Below are 24,787 nucleotides of genomic sequence, written 5' to 3'. Positions count from 1 at the left end.
CATTTGAAATGACAGAAGAATTCCATCAAACTTTCGATCCCCGCAAACCGCAACAGCCAACTGCTTTTGATGTGATGGAAGCACGGCGGCGGGCAGGGTTTAAAATCGAAGAGTTGATAGAATTTTTATATGCTTCTAGCAAAGATACTGACGAATTCGCGGCATCGGTTGCTGATCTGCACCAGGCAATCGATCGGGCTCAAGCAAAAATCAACGGGAAAAAGGCACAGCATCATGATCCATTGGTGGATCAAGTGGATGCATTGACGGATCTGCTGTATTTGACGTACGGTTCTTTTTCTCTTTTAGGCGTCGATCCCGAACCGATCATGGCAATCGTCCATCAAGCGAATATGGCAAAATTATTTCCTGATGGCAAGCCTCATTACGATCCGATCACAAATAAAGTGTTGAAACCGGAAGATTGGGCGGAAAAACACGCACCGGAAGCAAAGATTCGGGAAGAGATCGCCCGACAATCAGAATAAAACAAAAAACCGACTCCTATCAATTATGATATGAGCCGGTCTTTTATTATATATAATAATTAATCAAAAAATGTATAGTACAATGCGCGGATCGCTGATTTTTCTTGTTCTTTATGGATACCAAACATAATGCTGACCTCAGAAGATCCTTGGTTGATCATTTCCAAGTTGATTTTTTTACGAGCCAATGCGGCGGTACTTTCAGCGGTGATCCCCACACGCTGTCTCATGCCTTCACCAACCACCATGATCATGGATAAATCGTGAGTGATCCGCAATTCATCGGGTTTGATCTCGTCGGCGATAGCTTGCAGCAGTTTCTCTTCAGTTTCAGGAGTCAGCTGATTAGCCCGCAAAACGATGGAGATATCATCGATTCCAGAAGGCATATGTTCATAACCTAAGCCGAATTCTTCAAAGATCGTCAAGATACGGCGGGTAAAACCCACCTCTCTGTTCATCAGATACTTGTTGATATAGATCATAGTGAATCCTTCGTCACTGGCGATCCCAATGACCGGTTTTTCATGTCTTTCCCGTGTATTGATGATTTTCGTACCGGGTGCTGTAGGATTATTGGTATTTTTTATCACGACCGGGATATGAGCGCGATAGGAAGGCATCAATGCTTCATCGTGAAAAACAGAAAATCCCGCATAAGCTAATTCCCGCATTTCACGGTACGTCAGCTCTTTAATGAGCTCTGGTTGATGGACATAACCTGGATGAGCGGAATAAATCCCGTCGACATCAGTGAAATTTTCATAGAGATCGGCTTTTACACCGGCAGCGACGATCGACCCTGTGATATCTGAGCCGCCTCGAGAAAAAGTACAGATTTTGCCGGCTTCGGTATAACCAAAGAATCCCGGAATCACCAGCACTTCTTGGCTTTGAGACCAGCGGCTGATCAAGTCGTAAGCATTGCGCAAAATCCTCGCATTGCCTGGTTCGTCAGAAACTAAGAGACCCAATTCTTTAGGATTGATGTAGCGGGCTGCGATGCCTTGAGTTTGCAAGATACCAGCGATCAGTTTCGCGTTATTGTCTTCACCGCTTGCCAAGATCGTATCATACAAATGGGGATTATCGACGACAGGCAATTCTTTAAATGAGTTCAAATTATATTGGATCGCGGTCAAGGTATCGTCGTTTACAGAGAATGCCTCGCCGATTTCTTGATAACGGGTAAAAATCTGTTGGATAATAGGATCAAGATCCCCAGCAGCTATTTTTGTTTGATAGAGTTGGATCAAAAGGTCAGTGACTTTTGTGTCTTTGGAATCACGCTTACCGGGAGCGGAAACCACGATAAATCTCCGCTGAGGATCTGCTTTGATGATCTCAACTACTTTTTTTACTTGTTGGCTGGATGCTAATGAACTCCCACCAAATTTTGCTACTTTCATGTCATCGCCTCGATTTTTTTATTTCATAATAGATTACAAAAAAATGAGAACAAAAGCAAGTGAAAATGGGAAATCAGAAAGGAATCTCGTATTTTTTCTGAGTTAAACGAGCAAAAAGGGTTTATTTTTTATACTTTTTCAACAAGAAAACCGCCGCGATCACTAAGAGCGCGCCTATTATAATAGAGCCACAAACCGGAAGAAACCATTCAGACTTCAGTCTCTCCTTTGGAAGTATCCATAACAGACATGTTCATTCTTCTTTCGTTTTTAGTTTCTTTTAAACTTTTTAGCAAAAGAAGCAGTCAAATCTCATAAAATTAGTAAAAGGAATAATACAGCGCTTTTTTGTCTGCTGGCTAGGGCAGTGTTATGTTCTGCCAGACGTTTTACAAAAATTTTTAGCAGTTGGTTAACGAAAATTTGTGTTTTGAAACAAATTAGGGAGAGAAAAAATCAAAAGTTTTTTTCGTTACTTAGTGATTGCCGCATAGGTTTATGATATAATCTAGCGTAGATGCCTTTTGTGTAAATAGGCGAAGAACAGCAGAAATCCAATAGATAAAGCGGGCTGAAAATGTCATTTTTCGGCTTCAAACATTGTATATTCGAAAGTGGAGGAACCTTAAATGGGAAGTAATGTTATCATCGGAATCGTAATTGCCATCATAATCGTAGCGGCAGTGCTCTACTCGATTAGTTTTTTCATGCGCAAGAAAAATGAAGAGCGTCTCAAAGCATTGGAAAAACGAAAGGAAGAATTGTTTGACCTGCCAGTTATCGAAGAAGTCGATGATGTAAAGAAGATGCACTTAGTCGGGCAAAGTCAAAATACTTTCCGAGAATGGAACCAAAAATGGACGGATATCTCCACCAGTGATTTCGCTGAACTGGAAAGCCAGATCTTCGAAGTTGAAAGCTTGAATGAAACATTCCGCTTCTTAAATGCTAAAAATGCCATCGCTGAAGCTGAGAGCACGATGGATCAAATGGAGAAAAAAGTCGAAGAGATCCGTGATGGGCTTAAAGAACTGCGGGAAAGTGAAGAACGTAATTCCCTGAAAGTCCAAAAAGCCTTGGATATGTACGAAGACTTGAAAAAAGAATTGCGGGAAAACGGGGATGCGTACGGACCTGCCTATTCTGAATTACAAAAACAAGTCAAAAACATCGAGATCGAATTTACCCAATTCGTAACACTGAATACATCCGGTGATCCAGTCGAAGCCAGTGAAGTTTTAGAAACTGCTGAAAAGCATACCTATGATTTGAATGCAGTGATGAAACGGATCCCATCAGCTTACGAAGAATTGAACAAAACTTTCCCAGATCAATTGAAAGAGATCCAAGACGGTTACAAACGTTTATTGGCAGATCATTATGTCTTTCCTGAAGAAAACTTCCAAGATGAGATCAATCGCGTGAAAAAACGTGTGGAAAACTCAATGAGCGATCTTGAGAAAACTGAAGTCGATGCGGTGGAAGTTGCCAACCGTGATACAGCAAGTGCGATCGATTCTCTGTATACAGTCATGGAACGAGAAATCAATGCCAAACAATATGTGGTGAAAAATCGCCAAGTCATTGCTGATTATATCCAGCACGCAACAAAAAATAACCGTCAATTGATGATCGAGTTGGATCATACCGCACAAAGCTACACATTGAATCAAAATGAATTAGGCCGTGTTCGCGGATTCCAAACAGAGATCAACGAGTTGGCACGACGAAACGATGAGATCGAACCACAAATGGATCATCATGAGATTCCATTCTCAGACGTACAAAGCTTCTACAAAGATTCCTATAAAATCTTGGACGATATCGAAAGCCAACAAGTAGAGATCGATGATTCGCTTCGTGATCTGCGCAAAGGCGAAAAGAAAGCCCAAGAAAAAGTAGAACAATACGAATTCAAACTGCGCAACTTGAAACGCTTCGTTGAGAAACAACGCTTACCGGGACTGCCTGGCGATTACTTGGAATTTTTCTTTGTCGCTACTGACCGTGTGGAAGAACTCAGCAAAGCATTGAATAAGATCCGGATCAACATGGAAGAAGTCAACAAACTGGTGGATATCTGTAATGATGATATCGAATTATTGGATGAAAAAACCCATGATCTAGTAGATGCGGCTGCTTTGACTGAACAAATGATGCAATACGCAAATCGTTACCGTCATTCACATCCTGAAATCAAAGCATCCATCGATAAAAGCCTGCAATTGTTTACCCGCGATTATCGTTATCAAGAAGCGTTGGATGAGATCGGCGCATCATTGGAACGAGTAGAGCCGGGGGCATTCAAACGGATCGAAAATTTCTATTTCAATAATCGTGATCTAGTCTAGCAAACAGCGTATAGCTGTATTCAAAAAGAGGAAACGTTTCGGCGTTTCCTCTTTTTATTTATGGTAAAATGACAGAAACACCATTAGTCATTGGAGTATTTAATAAGGAAAAGAGGGAAAACGATGTTAGATAAATCATTGCCTTATGCTGAGATCTGGATGACCCGTCCTTTGCAGGAAACGGTACCGGAAACATCATTAGCAGAAGGATTCCATTTTGAAACGTATCTGCCGCAAGCAGAAGAAGACTGGGCCGAGATCGAGACTTCCGTAGGAGAATTTAAAAACAAAGAAGAAGCATTGACCTATTTTCAAAAAGCATTTTCTCCTTATCCCGAGGAATTGACGGAACGAATGTTTTTCGTTGTCACAGATGAAGGGGAGCGGATCGCCACTTGCAGTGCATGGCAGAAACAAATTCTAGGAGAAAACTATCCTGTCTTTCATTGGCTTGCTGTTAAACCGGGATATCAAGGAAAAGGTATCGCTAAAGCATTGATCGCTAAGGTCCTACAGAAATTTCCTGATTTGAATAAAAACAGTCCGATCTATTTGCACACGCAAACTTGGAGCTATCCAGCCATAAAACTATATCGACGTTTTGGTTTTGATTTTATCTCAGAAAATATGGACGGCTCTCCCAATCCCGACTATGAAAAAGCAGTAAAAATCATTGAAGAATACAGCTGAAATGGCAACAGTACAGCTATAAAGAATCGCGTTCTGATGTATATCGATCTCGGGCGCGCTTTTTTTATGGCAAAGTTCTGAGAAACAAGCTCCTTGAAAGGAATGGATACAGCGTTTATAATAGGAAAGAATTTTTAGAAGAGAGGAATCCTGCATGATTTATTTTGATAACAGCGCAACAACGGCAATTTTTCCGCAAGCGTTGGACACTTATGTAAAAACCAGTCAACGGATCATCGGCAATCCGTCCAGTCTGCATGATTTGGGCAATCAAGCCGATCGCCTGCTGCAACAAGCGCGTAAACAAATCGCAGAACTTTTATCCGTCGAAAAAGATGAGATTTGGTTTACTTCTGGAGGAACAGAAGGCGACAACTGGGTCTTAAAAGGTACTGCTCTCCAGAAAAAAGATTTTGGACGACACATCATTATTTCCAGTATCGAACACCCGGCAGTTTCTGAAACTGCTGAACAATTGAAATCACTAGGGTTTGAAGTCAGTGTGGCACCAGTGACTAAAGAAGGTTTTGTCGATACTTCTGCGTTGGCAGAGCTGATCCGCAAAGATACGATCTTGGTCTCAGTCATGGCAGTAAACAATGAAGTGGGCTCGATTCAGCCGATTAAAGAAATCAGCAGGATCTTAGAAAATCATCCCAAGATCCATTTTCATGTAGATGCTGTGCAGGCGATCACTAAAGTTCCGCAAGAACAGTGGTTAACGGATCGTGTGGATTTCGCGACTTTTTCCGCCCATAAATTCCATGGTCCTCGCGGTGTCGGGTTTATTTATTGGCGCAAAGGCCGGAAATTAGCACCGTTATTGACGGGCGGCGGACAAGAACAAGAACATCGCAGCGGAACAGAGAATGTGCCGGCGATCGTCGCGATGGCTAAGGCGCTGCGTCTGGCGGTTGAGAAAAAACAAGCGCGCCCTGACCATGTTCAAACCCTCAAAAATTATCTAGCCTCTGCTTTAGCAGAATATGACAAGGTAACGATCTTCTCTCAAGAAGAAAACTTTGCTCCCCATATTTTGTGTTTTGGTCTAAAAGGAATCCGGGGAGAAGTAATGGTCCACGCCTTTGAAGAAAAACAGATCTACATATCCACTACCAGCGCCTGCTCCAGCCGCAAAAAAATGGCCAGCAGTACGCTGCATGCGATGAATGTACCGGCACAGTTGGCGACTTCTGCTGTACGGGTCAGTTTGGATGAAAGCAACACGATGGCTGAAGTAGAACAGTTCTTGATCGTCTTTCATCAGTTGTATCAAAAATTTTCAAAAATCAATTAAGGAGCTTACATTGTGAAATATACAGAAATAATGGTGCGTTACGGGGAATTGTCTACAAAAGGCAAAAACCGCAAAAGCTTCATCATACAGCTGGCGGAAAATGTCCGCAGAACATTGGCGGAGTTTCCTGAGGTGAAGATCCATGCAGACCGTGATCGGATGCATCTTTTGCTGAATGGTGCAGACAGTGAACAAATCATCCCTAAACTGCAAAAAGTTTTCGGGATCCAAAATTTTTCTCCAAGTATCCAAGTGGAAAAAAATGTGGAAGTCTTGAAAGCAGCCGTTCAATCAGTGATGAAAGAAATCTATACGGGAAAAGAAACCTTCAAAATCACTGCAAAACGCAGCGATCATGATTTTGAATTGGACAGCAATGAGCTGAATCAAACACTAGGAAACAGTGTCTTCGATCTTTTTCCTGATATTCAAGTCCAAATGAAAAAGCCAGATATCAATCTGCGGGTGGAGATCCGTCGTGACGGCGCTTATCTTTCTTATGAGACCATCAAAGGTGCCGGCGGACTGCCGGTGGGAACCAGCGGACGCGGCATGCTGATGCTTTCTGGCGGGATCGATTCGCCAGTGGCCGGATACCTTGCTATGAAGCGGGGGGTAGAAATCGAAGCCGTTCATTTCGCCAGCCCGCCTTATACTAGCGAGCAAGCCTTGAAAAAAGCCAAAGATCTGACGAGAAAATTGATGCCTTATGTAGGAAGCATCCAATTTATCGAAGTACCTTTTACTGAAGTCCAAGAAGAAATCAAACGCCATGTACCGCAAGGCTATTGGATGACATTGACACGGCGGATGATGCTGCGTTTGACAGACGCGATAAGAGAAATGCGCCATGGTCTAGTGATCATCAATGGTGAGTCGCTGGGACAGGTAGCTTCTCAAACATTACAAAGCATGGTGGCGATCAACGAAGTAACGACAACGCCGATCATCCGGCCGGTAGTGACGATGGATAAACTGGAGATCATTGAAATCGCCCAACAGATCGATACCTTTGAATTGGCAATCCAGCCTTTTGAAGACTGCTGTACGATTTTTGCGCCGCCACAGCCTAAAACACGTCCGCGGTTGGATAAAGTCCAACAATATGAAGAACGCTTGGATATCGAAGGGATGATGCAGCGGGCTTTAGAGAATCTGAAGATCGAAGAGATCCGGACAGAAAATAAAGCTGTATCGGAGTTTGATGATCTGCTATAACAAAAATTTCTGATAGTCAGGCTAGGACTATTCAATATCCATCAAAACAGTCGAAAGACCATGAAACATTCTCGATGCGTATGTGCAGTTAGAATTGTTTCTGTCTTTCGGCTGTTTTTTCACAGTTGTTTTTCCGTGCATTTTAATTATTCCAGGTATTTTGCTGAAACGCTTGCAGGAGACAAGTCCCCGTGCTAAACTTTAAATGTGAAATATTTAACAAAGGAGAACCAATATGGTGAAAAAAACAAAGTTAGAAGCGATCCCCAAAGCTACCGCCAAGCGATTGCCTCTATACCTTAGATATTTGAAAATGCTGCAAAACGCGGAGATCACCAGAATCAAGTCGAAAGGCTTCAGCGAGATCACACAAGTCCCTTCAGCGACGATCCGCAGAGATTTTTCTCATATCGGTGAATTAGGCCGCAGCGGCTATGGATATGACGTCGCGTACTTGATCGAAGTATTCAACCATATCTTAGATGCACAAGATGAAAAAAGGATCGCGCTGATCGGATTTGGAAATTTAGGCAAAGCATTAGCGAAGAATAATTTCCGCCGTAATGATAATTTGAATATCATCAGCGTCTTCGATAACGATCCGTCTATTATCGGCAAAGAGGTGGAAGGGCATTATGTCTATGATATCCAAGAGCTGTCAGATGTCGTGAAAGAAAATAAGATCACGGTTGCGATCTCTACTGTTCCCAGCCAATATTCGCAAAAAGCGGTGGATAAGATTGTGGCATCCGGTGTGACAGCTATCTTGAATTTTGCTCCGGATCGTGTTGAAGTGCCGGCCAATGTTCATGTCCAATATATCGACCTGACCACCGAACTCCAAACATTGATTTTTTTCGATCAAAACTATCGGCAAGCTAAAATCAGCATATAGGCAAGTTCTTTGTCCTTTGGAATGTTGTTGACTATACTAATAGAATATCCAAAGGAGGGAATTACTGAATTGAAAGTAACAAGAAAAGGTAATATTTATGATGTCCCTGGCGAACAATTGAAAGTCGGCGAAAAAGCACCTGATTTTGTGTTGAAAGATTTGCAAGACCAACAACATTCCTTGCAAGAGTTTTTAGGAAAACCAACGATTTTGAGTATCGTGCCTGATATCGATACGCGAGTATGTGCGCTGCAGACAAAACGGTTCAACCAAGAAGCCAGCCAAGTCAGCGGTCTTAATTTTGCGACGATCTCAAATAATACAAAAGAAGAACAGGCAAATTGGTGCGGTCAAGAAGGCATTGATATGCTGATGCTTCATGATCCTGAGAATTCTTTTGGAAAGATCTATAATATTTGGGTCCCTGATTTTGGTCATTTTGCTCGAACGATCTTTGTTTTAGATGCAGAAGGGATCATCCGCTACACTGAAATCGTACCAGATATTTCACAAGAACCTGACTATGAACAAGCGCTTGCGGCTGCTCGATCGTTAATCTGATTGACTTTCAAAAAACTTCATTGTAGAATAAGCCATGACGAAGATCAAGAGGAGTAGCTCTGCTGAACGTTTTAGAGAGAAAGTCAATTGCTGAAAGACTTTTACGAAAAGAGAGTGAAGGTAGCTTGGGAGTCTTTGATCTGAAGAGAATGTAGGATCGAACGCTTAGTGACCGTTAACTCACTCCAAGAGGTAGCAATCTGCTACAATTTAGGTGGTACCGCGTAATTTACGTCCTAAAAATGCATTCGCATTTTAGGGCGTTTTTATTTTATAAAAAATTTTTCGCCTAGATCATTGGTAAGCGGAAAAATATTATTCAGGAGGAATCGAAATGTCGGAGAATAATTTGTCAACCAAGTATAATCCCCAAGAAGTCGAAGCCGGCCGCTATCAGCATTGGCTGGAAGAAGACTTGTTCAAACCTAATGGCGATAAGAAAGCCAAACCATACTCAATCGTGATCCCGCCCCCAAATGTCACTGGGAAACTGCATTTAGGTCATGCATGGGATACGACATTACAAGACATGCTGATCCGTCAAAAACGGATGCAAGGCTATGATACATTATGGCTGCCAGGAATGGACCATGCCGGGATCGCGACTCAAGCAAAAGTCGAAGAAAAATTGCGGGAACAAGGAATTTCTCGTTATGACCTTGGTCGGGAAAAATTTGTCGATCAAGTGTGGGAATGGAAAGAAGAATACGCCGGCCATATCCGTGAACAATGGGCAAAATTAGGTCTTTCATTAGACTATTCTCGAGAACGTTTCACGCTGGATGACGGCTTGTCAAAAGCGGTCCGCAAAGTCTTTGTGACATTGTTTGAAAAAGGTTTGATCTACCGCGGCGAATACATCATCAACTGGGATCCGCAAGCCCGCACTGCGTTATCTGATATCGAAGTGATCCACAAAGATATCGAAGGTGCTTTTTACCACATGACCTATCAATTGGCAGACGGCTCCGGCGAAGTAGAGATCGCGACGACTCGTCCGGAAACCATGTTAGGAGATACCGCGGTCGCTGTGCATCCGGAAGATGATCGTTATAAACATCTGATCGGTAAAATGGTTATTTTGCCATTGGTCAATAAAGAGATTCCAGTCATCGCCGATGAATATGTTGATCGGGAATTTGGTACCGGTGTTGTGAAAATCACACCGGCTCATGACCCAAATGACTTTGAAGTAGGCAATCGTCATGACTTGCCGCGGGTCAATGTGATGAATGATGATGGTACGATGAATGATCTGGCTGGAAAATATGCGGGAATGGATCGTTTTGCCGCTCGCAAAGCGATTGTTAGCGACTTAAAAGAGTTGGGACGTTTGGTCAAGATCGAAACGATGGTCCACAGTGTTGGGCACTCGGAACGGACTGGTGTCGTAGTAGAACCGCGGTTATCTACGCAATGGTTTGTCAAAATGGCTCCATTGGCCAAACAATCTATCGACAATCAAGGTACTGACAATGCCGTAGAATTCTTCCCGCCACGCTTTGATCAAACCTTCTTGCGTTGGATGGAAAATGTCCACGATTGGGTAATTTCCCGTCAATTATGGTGGGGACATCAGATCCCAGCTTGGTATCACAAAGAAACCGGCGAAATGTATGTAGGTATGGAAGCACCGGAAGACAGCGAAAACTGGCAGCAAGATCCTGATGTGCTGGATACTTGGTTCAGTTCTGCTTTATGGCCATTTTCAACAATGGGCTGGCCGGATACCGACAGCGAAGATTTCAAACGCTATTTCCCAACCAGCACATTGGTGACCGGCTATGATATTATTTTCTTCTGGGTCAGCCGTATGATCTTCCAAAGTTTGGAATTTACCGGCGAACGGCCATTTGAAAATGTCTTGATCCATGGCCTGATCCGTGATGAACAAGGACGCAAAATGAGTAAATCCCTTGGTAACGGGATCGATCCGATGGAAGTCATCGAAAAATACGGTGCCGACGCATTGCGCTGGTTCTTGTCAAACGGTTCTGCTCCAGGACAAGACGTTCGTTTCAGCTATGAAAAAATGGATGCTGCTTGGAATTTCATCAATAAGATCTGGAACGCTTCCCGCTTTGTATTGATGAATGTGGAAGGTATGACCTATGACGATATCGATCTTTCCGGTGACAAAACAGTGGCAGATCGTTGGATCTTGACCCGCTTGAATGAAACTATCGAAAAAGTTACTGATCTGTTTGATCGTTTCGAATTTGGTGAAGCCGGCCGCCAACTGTACAACTTCATCTGGGATGATTTCTGTGACTGGTATATCGAAATGAGTAAAGAAGTCCTTTACGGGGACGACGAAGCAGCGAAAACGACGAATAAGAGCATCCTTGTCCATACATTGGATCAAATCTTGCGTCTGTTGCATCCAATCATGCCGTTTGTGACAGAAGAGATCTGGAGCAAGATCCCTCATGAAGGAAAATCTTTAGTAGTTGCTGAATATCCAGCAGTTCGTCCTGAATTTACTGACGAATCAGCGGCAAAAGGGATGGAAGTTCTGAAAGAATTGATCCGTTCTGTCCGCAATATTCGTTCAGAAGTGAATGCGCCGTTGTCAAAACAAATCACATTGTTGATCCAAACCAGTGATGCTGCCATCAACACCTTCTTGATCGAAAATAAAAACTATATCGAACGCTTCTGCAATCCGGAAGAATTAGTGATCGCTGAAGATCTGGAAGCACCGGAATTAGCGATGTCCGCTGTCTTGACCGGCGCAACCATCTATCTGCCATTAGCAGGGCTGATCGATATCAAAGAAGAGATCACTCGTTTGGAAAAAGAATTGGATAAATGGACCAAAGAAGTCAAACGGGTCCAAGGTAAATTGGCAAATGAACGTTTTGTTGCCAATGCACCGGAAGAAGTCGTTCAACAAGAACGAGAAAAAGAAAAAGGCTACCTTGAAAAACAACAAGCTGTCCAGGAACGTATCCAACAATTACGGACGATCAGCTAAATAGTAAGAAGTCAGTAAGACATTAATAAAGAGGTTATCAATAAAGCTATCGAACGTATTTCTGTTAAGATCGTTCCGAGCTTTATTGCTGCCTCTTTTTTTCTTTTTATAAAAGTTAATGAGCTGAGAGAAACGTTTTCCTAGCGCTTTTTCTGGTTTTGCACTGGAAGTTTGTTATAATTGACTTGTGTATAAATTACTGAATGAGGTGGGAAAATGGTCAAAACCGGAGAAGAAGCAATCGCTTGGATCCACGATCGATTAATGAATGGAACGCGTCCTGGCTTGGAGAGAGTCAATGCGCTGCTGGATCGTGTAGGACATCCTGAAAAAAAACTGACAGTGATCCATATTGCTGGTACCAACGGCAAAGGTTCGACCGTCAGTTATTTGCGGAGCATGTTAGAAGAAGCCGGTTTGACGGTAGGCACATTTACGTCTCCTTTTATCGTGAGTTTCAATGAGCGGATCCAAATCAATCGTCAGTTTATTTCTGATGAGGATCTGGTCTACTATGTAAATAAATATCAGCCTTTAGTGGAAGAAATCAATCAACAAGCGGGTTTAGGGGATATCACGGAATTTGAACTGATCACCGCTATAGGATTTGATTATTTTTATGAAAAAAAAGTTGATGTCGCAGTCATCGAAGTAGGGATCGGCGGTTTATGGGATTCTACTAATGTCGTTTCGCCTGTTTTAACAGGGATCACAACGATCGGTATGGATCACATGGATATGCTGGGAAATACGCTGGTAGAAATCGCCGCACAAAAAGCCGGGATCATCAAAGAGGGGATCCCCGTCGTTACTGGCAATATTCCAGAAGAAGCGTTGACAGTGATCGCAGAGAAGGCGCAAAAGGAACATGCACCGATCTACCGTTTGGGAGAAGACTATCATGTACAGTATCAACATGCCGACGAAGAATGGGGAGAGGTCTTTGATTATTCCAGCCAGCACGGAAAACGCAATGGCTTAAAGACCCCGCTTGTAGGTGTGCATCAACCAGAAAATGCTGGTTTAGCTATCCAATTGTTTGAACTCTTCTGCGAAATGAAACATCTTCCTCTGAAGAACAAAGAGATCGTCAATGGATTGAAAAATACGACTTGGCCGGCAAGAATGGAACGCTTGAGCAGTGAACCGCTGATCTTGCTGGATGGCGCTCATAATCCCCATGCTTTACGACGATTGGTCGATACTATCAAATCTGAATTTAAAGAGTATCATGTCAGCATTCTGTTTTCAGCGTTATCCACTAAAAGTGTAGAAGAAATGCTGGATATTTTATTGGAGATCCCTAAAGTCAGAATTTATTTGACGACATTCGATCATCCTAAGGCAATTGCCCTAAATGATAATTATGTCGTACCCGGCGATGAACGTGTCTCAATCGTATCATTGTGGCAGTTTGGTTTAGCAGAAATCTTGGAAAAAATGACCAATGAAGATTTATTGCTGATAACCGGTTCATTATATTTTGTTTCGGATGTACGTAATTTACTATTAGAAATGGGAGGCGCTGATGAATAAGTTAGCTGGAGTTATTTTTGATATGGACGGCCTGATTTTTGACACTGAAATGATTTACTATCAAGCAACACAAGTCATTGCTGATAAGATGAAGATTCCTTATGATAAAGAACTGTATTTGAAATTTTTAGGTGTTTCAGACGAAGAAGTCTGGGAAGGGTATCATCAGCTTTTTGATGAAAAGTTCGGTGATGAATATGTCCAAGCGTTTATCCAAAATTCTTATGATGAAGCTATCCGATTGTTTGAAGCCGGCCAAGCCAATCTAAAACCCGGCGTTCGTGAATTGCTTACAATACTGGATGAATCTGGACTGCCGCGTGTTGTCGCTTCCAGCAATCAACGAAAAGTGATCGACCGTCTGTTGGAAGTCTCTGATTTGACTCATGAATTTTCCGAGATCATTTCTTTTGAAGATGTTAAACGGGCGAAACCTGATCCGGAGATTTTCGAGATCGCTCATCAGCGTCTGCGTTCGCCAAAGGAAAATCTTGTGATCTTGGAAGATTCCCAAAATGGGATTTTAGCGGCGCATGCGGCGGGGATCCCGGTCATTATGGTGCCGGATCTGCTGCCGCCGGATGAACGCTTGAAGCAAAAAACACTGGCAGTCGCTGAAAGTCTGTTGGAAGTACCGTCATTTCTACAAAAATTTTATAAATAAAATCTGAACTCCTTTGCGTATCTGTTAAAAGAAAGCGTAAAGGAGTTTTATTATGGAAGCAAAACAGATGATACCGAAAAGCTCATTGCCGCGAGAACGTTTGTTAGAATATGGCGCAACGGCACTATCTGATCAAGAATTGTTAGCGATCATGTTGCGCACCGGCAGCAAATCTTATCATGTGTTGGATGTAGCGGGGCATATTTTATCAGAGTTTCCCAGTCTTTATGATCTGAAATCAGCCAGTTTGGACGAATTGATGCAGATTCGCGGTGTAGGAAGGATAAAAGCAGTTGAATTACAGGCGGCGATGGAGTTAGGCTTTCGGATCAACAAGGCACTGCAGCCAAAGCTTGGCAAGATCCAAACCAGCTTCGATCTGGCGCATCAGCTGATTGCTGAATTAAAAGATCATCAGCAGGAACATTTTATCTGTTTGTATTTAAATACTAAAAACGAGATCATCCATAAGCGGACGCTATTCAAGGGCTCACTGAATCAAAGCGTTGCTCATCCCCGGGAGATCTTTCGCGTGGCGGTAAGATACAGTGCGGCACGGATCATTGTTTGCCATAATCATCCCAGCGGCAATCCCAAGCCGTCAGACAATGATCTGAATTTTACTCAGCGTTTGAAGGAATGCGGCGAGATGATGGGAATCGAGCTTTTGGACCATATCATCACTGGACATGACAACTATATCAGTTTACGGGAGGAAGGTTTTCTCTGAAAGATGTAACAGCTTGCAAAAAATCAGCAGGAAGTGTAAAATATTTATGTAATTTTGTTTGGGAATAGAAGTTGGACACTAAGTTACACCTCTATCGTACGCGAGCAATGTTACAATCAATTAAAATGTGCTTTAGCACGAGGAGGTTTTTTATTATGGAAAACGGAACAGTGAAATGGTTTAACGCAGAAAAAGGCTTCGGATTCATCTCTCGCGAAGACGGCAGCGATGTATTCGTACATTTCTCAGCAATCCAAGGCGAAGGATTCAAAACATTAGAAGAAGGTCAAGCAGTGACTTTCGATGTTGAAGATTCAGATCGCGGACCACAAGCAACAAACGTTGAAAAAGTTTAATTGTTGTTAAAAAGCATGACCAGTGCCTCGCACTGAGTCATGCTTTTTTATTTCTTGATTTTAGAATTATGCAGTTGGTTTTTTGTAACTTTCTACGGCGGCTTTACCTAATGTAGCATACCAAAATGTTTCGAAATCCTCTTGACCATTGGATGATGGAAATTTTTTAAAATCCTTCAGCACGGCACTTTTGATTTCTTTTCGACAGCGTTCGTCCATCAGGAAAAAACGTTGGAACTCTTGTGGGGATCGTTTTGCGTATTGACAGATATTATCGGTCAAATGAGTAGAAGAAGTGGTCTCTGCTAATTTGACTTCTTCTTTTACCTTGGCAAGAATATACTCGCAGGCAGCTTCTTTAAAATCCAATAGGGTCTGAAATTCACGATAAATAGGCTGTGTTGAACAGGACATTTTTTTGGCGATATGACGAGCATGAAAATTTTCGAAACCTTGCTCTATGATCAATTGAAAAGCGCCTTGCAATAGGTGTTGGCGATAGATTTTCTTCGTGCGAACCATTTCAAGATCCTCCTGCAAATAAGATTATGTTATTATAATAACATAAAAAGTGATGGATGTTTTCAAAAATATAGTGAATTTAAAGCAAAATATTGAAAAAATAGAAGGATATGTGAATATAAAATTCGTTTTTTTAATCTGGCATGTTCTTATTGGCTGCCTAGCGCCGTTTGGAAATACCGGTCGAAAATACAAAAACGCCGACCCCGTAAGTTTTTTGCTTACAGGGTCGACGTTATTTTTTTATTGTTCGTCAGGGGACATGATCATGGAAAGGATCATTGGATGACGTTCGGTTTTTTCAAATAAGAAAGGCTGCAACGCAGAAGACATCGTTTCTCGCAATTTATGTTCATTGCAATTCGGTTGATTCAAGGCTTCCCGCAATGCTTTGAATAGGATCGATTGGCCTTCATTGATCATTGTACCGGATTCTCTCATATAAACGAATCCTCGTGAAAGGATATCAGGACCGGCAAGAATCTCTTTTTTCTCCATATCCACTGTCGCTACCGCTAAGACCAAACCTTCTTCTGAAAGAATGCGACGATCACGCAAGACGACATTTCCGATATCACCGATGCCGCTGCCGTCGACATAGACATCGTTGGCGTTGAAATGACCTGCTTGACGGGCGGTGTCGGCAGTTAATGCCAACATATCACCGTTGTCCATGATAAAGCAGTTTTCTTTCGGTACACCGGTATCTTGTGCCAGTTGTGTGTGGATCTTCAACATACGAAACTCGCCATGGACCGGCATAAAGAATTTAGGTTTCATCAAGCGCAGCATTAATTTTTGCTCTTCTTGTCCACCGTGTCCGGAAGTGTGGATATTATTCAATTTGCCGTGAATGACATCCGCGCCGGCTTCCAGCAGCAAGTTAATCAAATGATTGACACTGGTAGTATTCCCAGGGATCGGCGAGCTTGAAAAGATCACCGTATCATCTGGCTGGATCTGGATCTGACGGTGAGTTCCGTTGGCGATCCGACTCAAAGCTGCCATTGGTTCGCCTTGGGAACCGGTACAAAGGATCATCACTTCGTTAGCTGGCAAGCGGTTGATCTCGTGTGCTTCAACGAACGTACCATCTGGGACTTTGATGTAGCCTAAACGTTGACCGTTAGCGATGGCGTTTTCCATACTGCGTCCGAAAACCGCGATCTTGCGACCCGTTGCAACGGCTGCATCCGCCGCTTGCTGCAGACGAAAAATGTTGGAAGCAAAGCTGGCGAAGATGATCCGTCCTTCGATTTTTTCGAAGATACGCAAAATCGAAGCGCCAATCGTTTTTTCAGATTTAGTGAACGTTGGGATCTCAGCATTGGTACTGTCAGAAAGCAGGCATAAAACGCCTTCTTCACCGATTTTCGCCATTTTGTGCAAGTTTGCCGGTTCGCCCACAGGTGTAAAGTCATATTTGAAGTCTCCAGTGGCAACGATATTACCAGATGGCGTTTTTACGACTACGCCTAATGCATCAGGAATGCTGTGAGTGGTACGGAAAAAGCTCACAGATGTTTTACGAAAACGAATGATCGTGTCTTCGTGGATCTCATGTAATTCCGCATCCCGCAGTAAACCGTGTTCTTCTAATTTATTGGTGATCAATGCCAGAGCCAAGGGACCCGCATAAATCGGGATGTTCGCTTGACGCAATAAGTAAGGGATACCCCCGATATGGTCTTCGTGACCATGAGTGATAACCAAAGCTTTGACTTTCGCCAAGTTTTGTACGATATAGCTGTAATCAGGAATAACATAGTCGATTCCAAGCAACTCATCTTCTGGGAACTTGATCCCAGCATCAATGATAATGATCTCATCTTGGAATTGAACCCCATAACAGTTCTTCCCGATCTCTCCTAGACCACCGACGCCGAATACGCCGGTCTCATTGTTTTTAAGAGAAACTTTCATCTTAAAACTCCGTCAATTTGAAATCAGCATTTTCTTGTTCATACTCTAGATGACTTCCTTCTAGAGGTTGAATAAATTCGATATTATATGGGGTATTTTCTTCGACGCGTTGACGAGCAGTTACTTCGTCAGCAGCTTCGATATATAGAGAATGTGTTTCTTCTCTTTTTGGATTGCGTGTTTTTGTTTCTTGATAAAATACTTTGTAGATCATAAAATCTCTCCTTCTTCTATTTTGATAGATTTGTTTTTCCTTTAACGGCGGCACAACAAAATGCAAGGGAATCCCCTCGTTTTTCTTTCGATACCTTTTACAGACTAAGTCGTGAGTAAAAAGAGAAAGCCTCGTCTTTGCTTTCCGAATGTTTTGTAAGAATTCAACCGTTCGTTTGGTATGCCAGGATACCGCAATTACAATTATTTTATCATAAAAGACCACAGAAGTATAGAAACTGGGTTGTTTGCCAAAGAAAACGTAAAAGTATCCCAGTTTTCTATGTTCTTTTGGGTTCTCTTGATAAATTCCCTATGATATATTAGAAGAAATGCAGAAAATAAGGAGGTCTTTTTTTGAAATTAATGTGGCATTACACGATGAGATATAAGAAATTGCTGTTTTTTGATTTCATCTGTGTCTTTGGATTTATTTTAATCGAATTAGGTCTGCCGACGATCTTGGCACGAATGATCGATGTGGGCATCCGTAACAACGATACTGATTATATTCTGAAGATGGGGTTGCTGATGATCATTATCACGATCATAGGAATCATTATGAATATTTTATTAGGTTATTTTACTTCGCGGATCACGACGAATATCGTTGCCGACATCCGCGATGATTTATTTGAACGGGTACAAGCCTATTCACATCATGAGTACGAAAAAATCGGCGTTTCGTCATTGATCACTCGTGTCACCAATGACGCGTACCAGATCATGCTGTTTTTACAAAACATCTTGCGGACCGGCTTCATGACGCCGATGATGTTTGTGGTCAGCTTGTATATGGTCTTGCGCACAAGTCCAAGATTGGGGATGTACGTATTATTAGCGCTGCCGATTTTATTGATCTCTGTGGTGGCTATCGCGAAAATCTCTGATCCGTTATCTACCAAACAACAAAGCAATCTGGATAAAATCAACAGTATTTTGCGGGAAAATCTTTCTGGCTTGCGGGTGATCAGGGCGTTTGTTAATGAACGTTTTGAAGAAAAACGGTTTGCAAAAGTCAATGAAGCATATACCGGCAGTTCAAAAAGTTTGTTTAAACTGATGGCCGTTGCGCAACCGGGTTTCTTTTTCCTATTCAATATCGTAATGGTCTTGATCATTTGGCAAGGAAGTCTGCAGATCGATCAAGGGAACCTGTTTGTGGGAGATCTGATCGCTTTTATCGAATATATTTTCCATGCGCTGTTTTCATTTATGCTGTTTGCTTCTGTTTTTATGATGTATCCGCGGGCTGCCGTATCAGCACGGCGTATCCAAGAAGCGCTGGACGCAGCACCAAATATCATTGAAAAAGCTCAACCGATCACTGAAACAAGTCAAAAAGGGTATGTCGAATTCAAAAATGTGACCTTTGCTTATCCGGGACATGCAGAAAGTCCAGTGATCCGTAATGTCAGCTTTACTGCAAAACCTGGAGAAACAGTTGCTTTCATCGGCAGTACCGGCAGCGGAAAGTCGACGTTGATCCAACTGATCCCGCGTTTTTATGATGTCAGCGAAGGGGAAGTCTTAGTAGACGGTGTCGATGTTCGCGACTTTAGTTTATCAGCGTTGCGGCAAAAAATCGGCTATATCCCTCAAAAAGCGTTGCTGTTTACAGGCACGATCGCGGAAAATCTGCGGTACGGTAAAGAGGATGCAACCATGGAAGAAATGGAGCGGGCGGCAGAGATCGCACAGGCAGCTGATTTTATCTCCCGTACACCAGACGGCTATGATGCATTGCTTTCTGAAGGCGGAACGAATTTTTCTGGCGGACAAAAGCAGCGATTAGCGATTGCACGAGCAGTGATCCGTCAACCGGAGATCTATATCTTTGATGACAGTTTTTCGGCCCTTGATTATCAAACAGACGCGAAATTACGGGCACGCTTGAAAAAAGAAACGACAGAATCGACTGTCTTGATCGTGGCTCAACGTGTAGGGACCATCATGCACGCAGATAAGATCATTGTTTTAAATGAAGGAAATGTCGTGGGGATGGGCACCCATAAAGAACTGTTGGCTTCATGTCCAGTCTATTACGACATTGCCGCATCACAATTGTCAGAGGAGGAATTAGCGCGATGAAATCATTTTCTTCTTTGAAACGTTTGTCTCATTATATTAAACCTTATAAGCTGACATTTATCATGGTGATGGTTTTTACCGTCTTGACCGTTGTTTTCAATACGGCCATGCCTTATGTGGTAGGGTTGCCTACGACTGAGATCACCAAAAATGTCGCAGCGGGAGAGCCGCTGAATTTCGATTATATCTTCAAATGTTTGATCGCCGTGGCAGCGGTAGGGATCGGTTATTGTGCGACCCAGCTTTTGTCAGGGGTCTTGATTACGAACGTAGTGCAACAAGCAATGCGGGATCTGCGCCGAGATATCGATGAAAAAATCAATCGATTGCCAGTGGCTTATTTTGACCGCAATCAACAAGGAAATATCCTGTCTCGAGTGACAAATGACGTGGACGCAGTAAGCGGTGCGATGCAGCAAGCCCTGATCGGTGTGGTGAATGCCTTCTTGGCGATCATCATGTCAGTCAGCATGATGTTTTATATCAACACGATCATGGCGCTGGTTTCTATTATCATGATCCCGGCATCTCTGCTGATCTCTCGCGGCATCGTCAAGATCTCGCAAAAATACTTCCAAGGAATGCAGAATTCTTTAGGAGATCTAAACGGATATGTTCAAGAAAATATGACTGGTTTTAGCGTACTGAAAGTATACGGTCGGGAAAAACAAACCCTTGAAGGATTCAAAAAAGTCAATCATACATTGCAGCATTATGGTTTTCGGGCAGCTTTTATTTCCGGTCTAATGATGCCTCTTGTTCAGTTGACCGCTTATGCGACGTATATCGCAATGGCTGTTTTAGGTAGTTTCTACGTCGTGGGCGGTGTGATCGTAGTCGGTCAGCTGCAAGCATTTATCCAATATATTTGGCAAGTCAGTCAGCCGATGGGAAATATCACACAGCTTTCCTCTATTTTGCAAAGTGCTTCTGCATCAGCAAAACGGGTGTTTGAGATTTTGGATGAACCGGAAGAAGTTATCAATGAACAAGACGTCCAACTGCCAGAAGAGATCCGTGGTGAAGTGACTTTTGAACATGTCGGTTTCAGTTATGATCCTCGCAAGCCTCTGATTAAAGATCTGAATTTCACGGTCAAAGCAGGACAGACAGTAGCGATCGTCGGTCCGACCGGTGCAGGGAAGACGACATTGATCAATCTCCTGATGCGTTTTTATGACGTAAACGAAGGTGCCATCAAGATCGACGGTATTGATACGAAAAAAATGAGCCGCGGCGATGTCCGGTCACTTTTCGGTATGGTTCTGCAAGATGCATGGCTTTATGAAGGAACCATTAGTGATAATATCCGTTTTGGAAAACTAGATGCGACCGATTATGAAGTCGTAGACGCTGCGAAAACCGCCAATGTCGATCATTTTATCCGTACGATGCCGGATGGTTACGATATGGAGATCAATGCGGAAGGCGACAATGTTTCATTGGGGCAAAAACAATTGCTGACGATCGCACGAGCAGTCGTTTCCGATCCTAAAATCTTGATATTAGATGAAGCTACCAGCTCGGTGGACACCCGGTTAGAAGCTTTGATCCAAAAAGCGATGGATCGAGTGATGAAAGGACGGACCAGTTTTGTCATTGCTCACCGGCTTTCAACGATTCGCGATGCGGATTTGATCTTGGTAATGAAACAAGGGGCTATTTTGGAACAAGGAACCCATGAGAGTTTATTGGCTTCCGGCGGTTTTTATAGCCAATTGTATCAAAGTCAGTTCGCTGAAGAAGGGATCGAAGAAGAATTCGCAGAATAGCCGGCGTCCTGATAAAAAAATAAACAGATACTATCCGAACAATCGCTGTTCGCTATGCAAGAGCGGCGGCTATGTTCGGATAGTTTGCGTTAAAAGCACTTGAGGGAAAAAGACAATTAAATAGCGCTTTTTTATACTTTTGACTATACTTGATGTATAAAAAACGCGGAGCGGAGGAAGCATGATGGCAAGATTTATCGCAAAAAACGCGACGGTAGTAGGAAATGTAGAACTAGGGGATGAAGTGACCGTCTGGTTCAATAGCGTGATCCGCGGCGACAGCAACTGGATCAAAATCGGGGACCGCACGAATATCCAAGACGGAACGGTCATCCATGTCGATCATGATGCCCCTACCGATATAGCGGAAAACGTCACCGTAGGACATCAATGTATGCTCCATGGCTGTAAAATCGAAAAAGGCGCATTGATCGGCATGAGTTCGGTGATTTTGAATCATGCGGTCATTGGAGAAAACAGTCTGATCGGTGCCGGCTCATTAGTGACTCAAGGAACAGTTATTCCGCCGAATGTTTTGGCTTTTGGACGTCCTGCCAAGGTGATCCGTCCATTGACTGCCGAAGAAATCGAAAAAAACCGACAAAATATCACTCATTATTGTTCATTAGGACAAGAATATTTAGCAGGCAAGTATCAGGAAATCACAGAATAAAACTTATCAAAACATATCAAAGGAGTGTTGAAGATGAAACGATTTGCAATCAAAGAGTACGGCGCGGCAAGAGATGTGTTTGAAGAGATCCAAGCAGAAAGTCGCGAATTGACAGAAAATCATGTACGGGTCACGATTCAAGCATTTGCCATCAATCCTTATGATATCTCTGTCAGAAAAGGTGCCATGAAAGCTGTTCGTTCCCTGAAATTTCCTTACGTCTTAGGAAATGACGGTGCCGGGATCGTGACCGAAGTCGCAGAAGATGTCACCAATGTCCGAGCAGGCGATCGAGTGGTGGTCCATGCGGTGGGCGGTACATACGGCGAAGAGCTGGTTTTGCCCGCTCACAAAGTGGCAAAGCTTCCTGAAAAAATGACGTGGCAGCAAGCTGCCGGACTTGTGACTACTGGTATCACTGCATACAATATCCTCAATCATTTGCTTTCATTGAAACCCACAGATGTGGTGATGGTAGAAGGCGCTTCCGGCGGAGTGGGTTCGCTGTTGGTCCAACTATTGAAAGAAAAAGGCAACAAGGTATTAGCCAGCGCATCAAAACGCAATGAAGATTTGTTGCGAAAACTCGGTGTAGACGCTTTTGTGGCTTATGATCAAGAAGATCCCGGAGAAGTCTTCAAAAATCAAGCAGATGTAGTGATCGATGCAACAAAAGGTGCCCGGGGGATCGATGCAGGGGTAAAAATCATGAAAGAAAACGGGACATTCGTTGCGCTAAATACGTTACCGTCAGAAGAACAACGAATCAAAAAAGGCGATTATCTGCATTTTGGCCCGTCTAAAGATTATTCCGATCAAGAAGCCTTTGATGCTTTACTTACGATGTTTGAAAAAGATGCATTGGCTATTGAGATTGCCGAAGTTTTGCCATTTGAACTGGCCAGCGTCATTACCGCTCACGAAAGACTGGAAGGACATCCTCCTGCCGGCAAGATCATTATTGCACGAACAAACAATTGATAGAAGGATGAACAAAAAAAGTGCTCCTGCCCAAAACGGGCAGGAGCACTTTTTATTTCTCAGATAGTCAGCACGTTTGATTAGTTCAAACTGTTGCTTTCCATGATTTCATCGATCAAACCGTAATCTTTGGCTTGTTGCGCGGTCATGAAGTTGTCGCGGTCAGTATCTTTTTCGATAACTTCCAGTGGTTGACCAGTACGTTCTGATAAGATTCGGTTCAAACGGTCGCGGGTTTGTAAAATATGACGAGCAGCGATTTCGATTTCAGTCGCTTGTCCTTGCGCACCGCCAAGAGGTTGGTGGATCATGATTTCTGCGTTAGGCAATGCGAAACGTTTGCCTTTAGCACCGGCTGTCAATAAGAATGAGCCCATAGATGCGGCCATCCCTAAAACGATCGTTTGCACGTCTGCTTTAACGAAATTCATTGTATCAAAAATCGCTAGACCAGCAGTCACACTGCCGCCAGGTGAATTGATATACAAATAAATGTCTTTTTCAGAATCTTGGGCATCTAAAAATAAAAGCTGCGCAATGATCGAATTTGCTAAATCGTCTGTAACTTGTCCGCTGAGCATGATGATGCGGTCTTTCAATAGACGAGAATAGATATCATAGGCTCTTTCGCCGCGGGATGATTGTTCGATTACTGTAGGAATTAAGTTCATAATTCAAGTTCCTCCTTCAAGATGTCTTGCGAAATAAGTGTATCATAAATTAACTTGAACATCTAAAAGAAAGTATACACTCAAGGTCAATAAAGGTCAAATAGAAAACTTTGCTTTTTTGGTATCAAATCCAATCTTTAATATGATAAAATAAATAGCAGACTAAGGAGGGACATTATGATCGAAGTTGCAGTTGCCGGATTTATCGGTGTATTGATTGGTGCGCTGTTGGTAATGATCACGTTCAATTTGCGGATCCGCTATGATGAACGCAAAGATCAGCGCCGTCGCCAGTTAGAACATAAAGTAAAAGAAATCGAAACATTGATCCAATTGAATAAAAAAATCAATGAGATCCTTCAGAAACGGCCATCTTTAATGGAAGAATATGTCAGCTTTGACGGTTTTGATGATTGTTATATCACTATTGATGATTTCGCTTATCTACAATCGTTTGCTGCCCAGAACAATTTCTATCTGCCAAGTTATATCCTTGAAGAATTTTTCAAAAAGATCGCGCAGCGGAAAGTGATCTTGTCTCCCGATGAAACAATGAAGATCGGCGGGTATGCTTATAAGGGCGGTCGAGTTATCCTTGAACATTTTTCTGATGATTTGACTGAGCTGATCAATGAACGGAAAAATCAGCTGCAAAGCCTTTCAGGAGAAACATTGACTTATTTTTCTTAATCAAAAGACGGAATACAACGAAATCTTTTGGATTTGTTGTATTTTTTTGTGGGAAAGGAAGCATACTTTTCCCTTTTTT

The 24,787-nt window shown here is 42.7% G+C and carries 22 protein-coding genes and 1 other annotated feature; of the genes, 17 read left to right on the top strand and 5 right to left on the bottom strand.

The features are described 5' to 3' along the window. Positions 1–8 precede the first annotated feature (8 nt). On the top strand, positions 9–488 hold the full coding sequence (locus EFB00_RS03005; protein ID WP_164709480.1) for a pyrophosphohydrolase domain-containing protein: 480 nt from the start codon (positions 9–11) through the stop codon (positions 486–488). A gap of 59 nt (positions 489–547) precedes the next feature. Here the strand turns inward: EFB00_RS03005 and EFB00_RS03000 are convergent, their stop codons facing one another. Continuing rightward, positions 548–1,897 carry an aspartate kinase gene (locus EFB00_RS03000; RefSeq protein WP_122645453.1) on the bottom strand — a complete coding sequence of 450 codons (1,350 nt, stop codon included), beginning with the start codon at positions 1,895–1,897 and terminating at the stop codon, positions 548–550. Positions 1,898–2,526: 629 nt separating this feature from the next. On the opposite strand from EFB00_RS03000, the gene ezrA reads away from it, so the two are divergent. The 11 genes from ezrA to EFB00_RS02945 all read left to right on the top strand — a co-directional run bounded on the left by ezrA (position 2,527) and on the right by EFB00_RS02945 (position 15,172). Continuing rightward, complete coding sequence (ezrA, locus tag EFB00_RS02995) at positions 2,527–4,248, top strand: septation ring formation regulator EzrA (protein WP_122645452.1); 1,722 nt, start codon at positions 2,527–2,529, stop codon at positions 4,246–4,248. A 123-nt stretch (positions 4,249–4,371) separates the two neighbouring features. Further along, positions 4,372–4,938 carry a GNAT family N-acetyltransferase gene (locus EFB00_RS02990; protein WP_122645451.1) on the top strand — a complete coding sequence of 189 codons (567 nt, stop codon included), beginning with the start codon at positions 4,372–4,374 and terminating at the stop codon, positions 4,936–4,938. A gap of 154 nt (positions 4,939–5,092) precedes the next feature. Further along, entirely contained in the window at positions 5,093–6,235 is a 1,143-nt protein-coding gene (locus tag EFB00_RS02985) for a cysteine desulfurase family protein (RefSeq protein WP_122645450.1), read from the top strand. Positions 6,236–6,247: 12 nt separating this feature from the next. Further along, positions 6,248–7,453: a tRNA uracil 4-sulfurtransferase ThiI gene (gene thiI, locus EFB00_RS02980; protein ID WP_122645449.1), complete on the top strand. Its 1,206-nt coding sequence runs from the start codon at positions 6,248–6,250 to the stop codon at positions 7,451–7,453. A gap of 235 nt (positions 7,454–7,688) precedes the next feature. After that, on the top strand, positions 7,689–8,348 hold the full coding sequence (locus EFB00_RS02975; RefSeq protein ID WP_122645448.1) for a redox-sensing transcriptional repressor Rex: 660 nt from the start codon (positions 7,689–7,691) through the stop codon (positions 8,346–8,348). A gap of 69 nt (positions 8,349–8,417) precedes the next feature. Further along, complete coding sequence (gene tpx / locus EFB00_RS02970; RefSeq protein ID WP_122645447.1) at positions 8,418–8,909, top strand: thiol peroxidase; 492 nt, start codon at positions 8,418–8,420, stop codon at positions 8,907–8,909. 31 nt (positions 8,910–8,940) lie between these two features. After that, positions 8,941–9,151, top strand: a binding site (T-box leader). 92 nt (positions 9,152–9,243) lie between these two features. Further along, positions 9,244–11,886, top strand: a complete 2,643-nt coding sequence (locus EFB00_RS02965) for a valine--tRNA ligase (protein WP_122645446.1) — start codon at positions 9,244–9,246, stop codon at positions 11,884–11,886. Positions 11,887–12,102: 216 nt separating this feature from the next. Next, entirely contained in the window at positions 12,103–13,422 is a 1,320-nt protein-coding gene (locus EFB00_RS02960; protein WP_122645445.1) for a bifunctional folylpolyglutamate synthase/dihydrofolate synthase, read from the top strand. Then, the gene (locus EFB00_RS02955; protein ID WP_122645444.1) at positions 13,415–14,086 is read left to right on the top strand and encodes an HAD family hydrolase; all 672 of its coding nucleotides are present in this window, start codon (positions 13,415–13,417) and stop codon (positions 14,084–14,086) included. The genes EFB00_RS02960 and EFB00_RS02955 overlap by 8 nt, the downstream gene beginning before the upstream one ends. Positions 14,087–14,138: 52 nt before the next feature. Further along, the gene (gene radC / locus EFB00_RS02950; RefSeq protein ID WP_122645443.1) at positions 14,139–14,816 is read left to right on the top strand and encodes a RadC family protein; all 678 of its coding nucleotides are present in this window, start codon (positions 14,139–14,141) and stop codon (positions 14,814–14,816) included. A gap of 155 nt (positions 14,817–14,971) precedes the next feature. Continuing rightward, on the top strand, positions 14,972–15,172 hold the full coding sequence (locus EFB00_RS02945) for a cold-shock protein (protein ID WP_122645442.1): 201 nt from the start codon (positions 14,972–14,974) through the stop codon (positions 15,170–15,172). A gap of 66 nt (positions 15,173–15,238) precedes the next feature. On the opposite strand, the gene EFB00_RS02940 is transcribed toward EFB00_RS02945, so the two are convergent. The 3 genes from EFB00_RS02940 to EFB00_RS02930 all read right to left on the bottom strand — a co-directional run bounded on the left by EFB00_RS02940 (position 15,239) and on the right by EFB00_RS02930 (position 17,831). After that, positions 15,239–15,694, bottom strand: a complete 456-nt coding sequence (locus EFB00_RS02940) for a TetR/AcrR family transcriptional regulator (RefSeq protein WP_122645441.1) — start codon at positions 15,692–15,694, stop codon at positions 15,239–15,241. 243 nt (positions 15,695–15,937) lie between these two features. After that, positions 15,938–17,617 carry a ribonuclease J1 gene (rnjA, locus tag EFB00_RS02935; protein WP_122645440.1) on the bottom strand — a complete coding sequence of 560 codons (1,680 nt, stop codon included), beginning with the start codon at positions 17,615–17,617 and terminating at the stop codon, positions 15,938–15,940. Between the two features lies 1 nt (position 17,618). Further along, the gene (locus EFB00_RS02930) at positions 17,619–17,831 is read right to left on the bottom strand and encodes a DNA-directed RNA polymerase subunit epsilon (RefSeq protein ID WP_122645439.1); all 213 of its coding nucleotides are present in this window, start codon (positions 17,829–17,831) and stop codon (positions 17,619–17,621) included. A 356-nt stretch (positions 17,832–18,187) separates the two neighbouring features. Between EFB00_RS02930 and EFB00_RS02925 the strand changes: the two genes are divergently transcribed. The 4 genes from EFB00_RS02925 (at position 18,188) to EFB00_RS02910 (ending at position 23,347) form a co-directional block, all read left to right on the top strand. Next, positions 18,188–19,921, top strand: a complete 1,734-nt coding sequence (locus EFB00_RS02925) for an ABC transporter ATP-binding protein (RefSeq protein WP_122645438.1) — start codon at positions 18,188–18,190, stop codon at positions 19,919–19,921. Then, entirely contained in the window at positions 19,918–21,693 is a 1,776-nt protein-coding gene (locus tag EFB00_RS02920) for an ABC transporter ATP-binding protein (RefSeq protein ID WP_122645437.1), read from the top strand. Before EFB00_RS02925 ends, EFB00_RS02920 begins: the two co-directional genes overlap by 4 nt. Positions 21,694–21,877: 184 nt before the next feature. Then, complete coding sequence (locus EFB00_RS02915) at positions 21,878–22,366, top strand: gamma carbonic anhydrase family protein (RefSeq protein WP_122645436.1); 489 nt, start codon at positions 21,878–21,880, stop codon at positions 22,364–22,366. Positions 22,367–22,399: 33 nt separating this feature from the next. After that, positions 22,400–23,347: an NADP-dependent oxidoreductase gene (locus EFB00_RS02910; protein ID WP_122645435.1), complete on the top strand. Its 948-nt coding sequence runs from the start codon at positions 22,400–22,402 to the stop codon at positions 23,345–23,347. A gap of 80 nt (positions 23,348–23,427) precedes the next feature. Here EFB00_RS02910 and clpP read toward each other — a convergent pair whose 3' ends face one another. Next, complete coding sequence (gene clpP, locus EFB00_RS02905; RefSeq protein ID WP_122645434.1) at positions 23,428–24,018, bottom strand: ATP-dependent Clp endopeptidase proteolytic subunit ClpP; 591 nt, start codon at positions 24,016–24,018, stop codon at positions 23,428–23,430. A 180-nt stretch (positions 24,019–24,198) separates the two neighbouring features. Here clpP and EFB00_RS02900 point away from each other — a divergent pair, with 180 nt between their 5' ends. Next, on the top strand, positions 24,199–24,708 hold the full coding sequence (locus tag EFB00_RS02900) for a hypothetical protein (RefSeq protein WP_206423487.1): 510 nt from the start codon (positions 24,199–24,201) through the stop codon (positions 24,706–24,708). Positions 24,709–24,787: the final 79 nt, after the last annotated feature.

The organism is Enterococcus mediterraneensis, assembly GCF_900604485.1.
Classification (GTDB): domain Bacteria; phylum Bacillota; class Bacilli; order Lactobacillales; family Enterococcaceae; genus Enterococcus_C; species Enterococcus_C mediterraneensis.
This window is presented reverse-complemented; position numbering and strand designations above follow the sequence as displayed.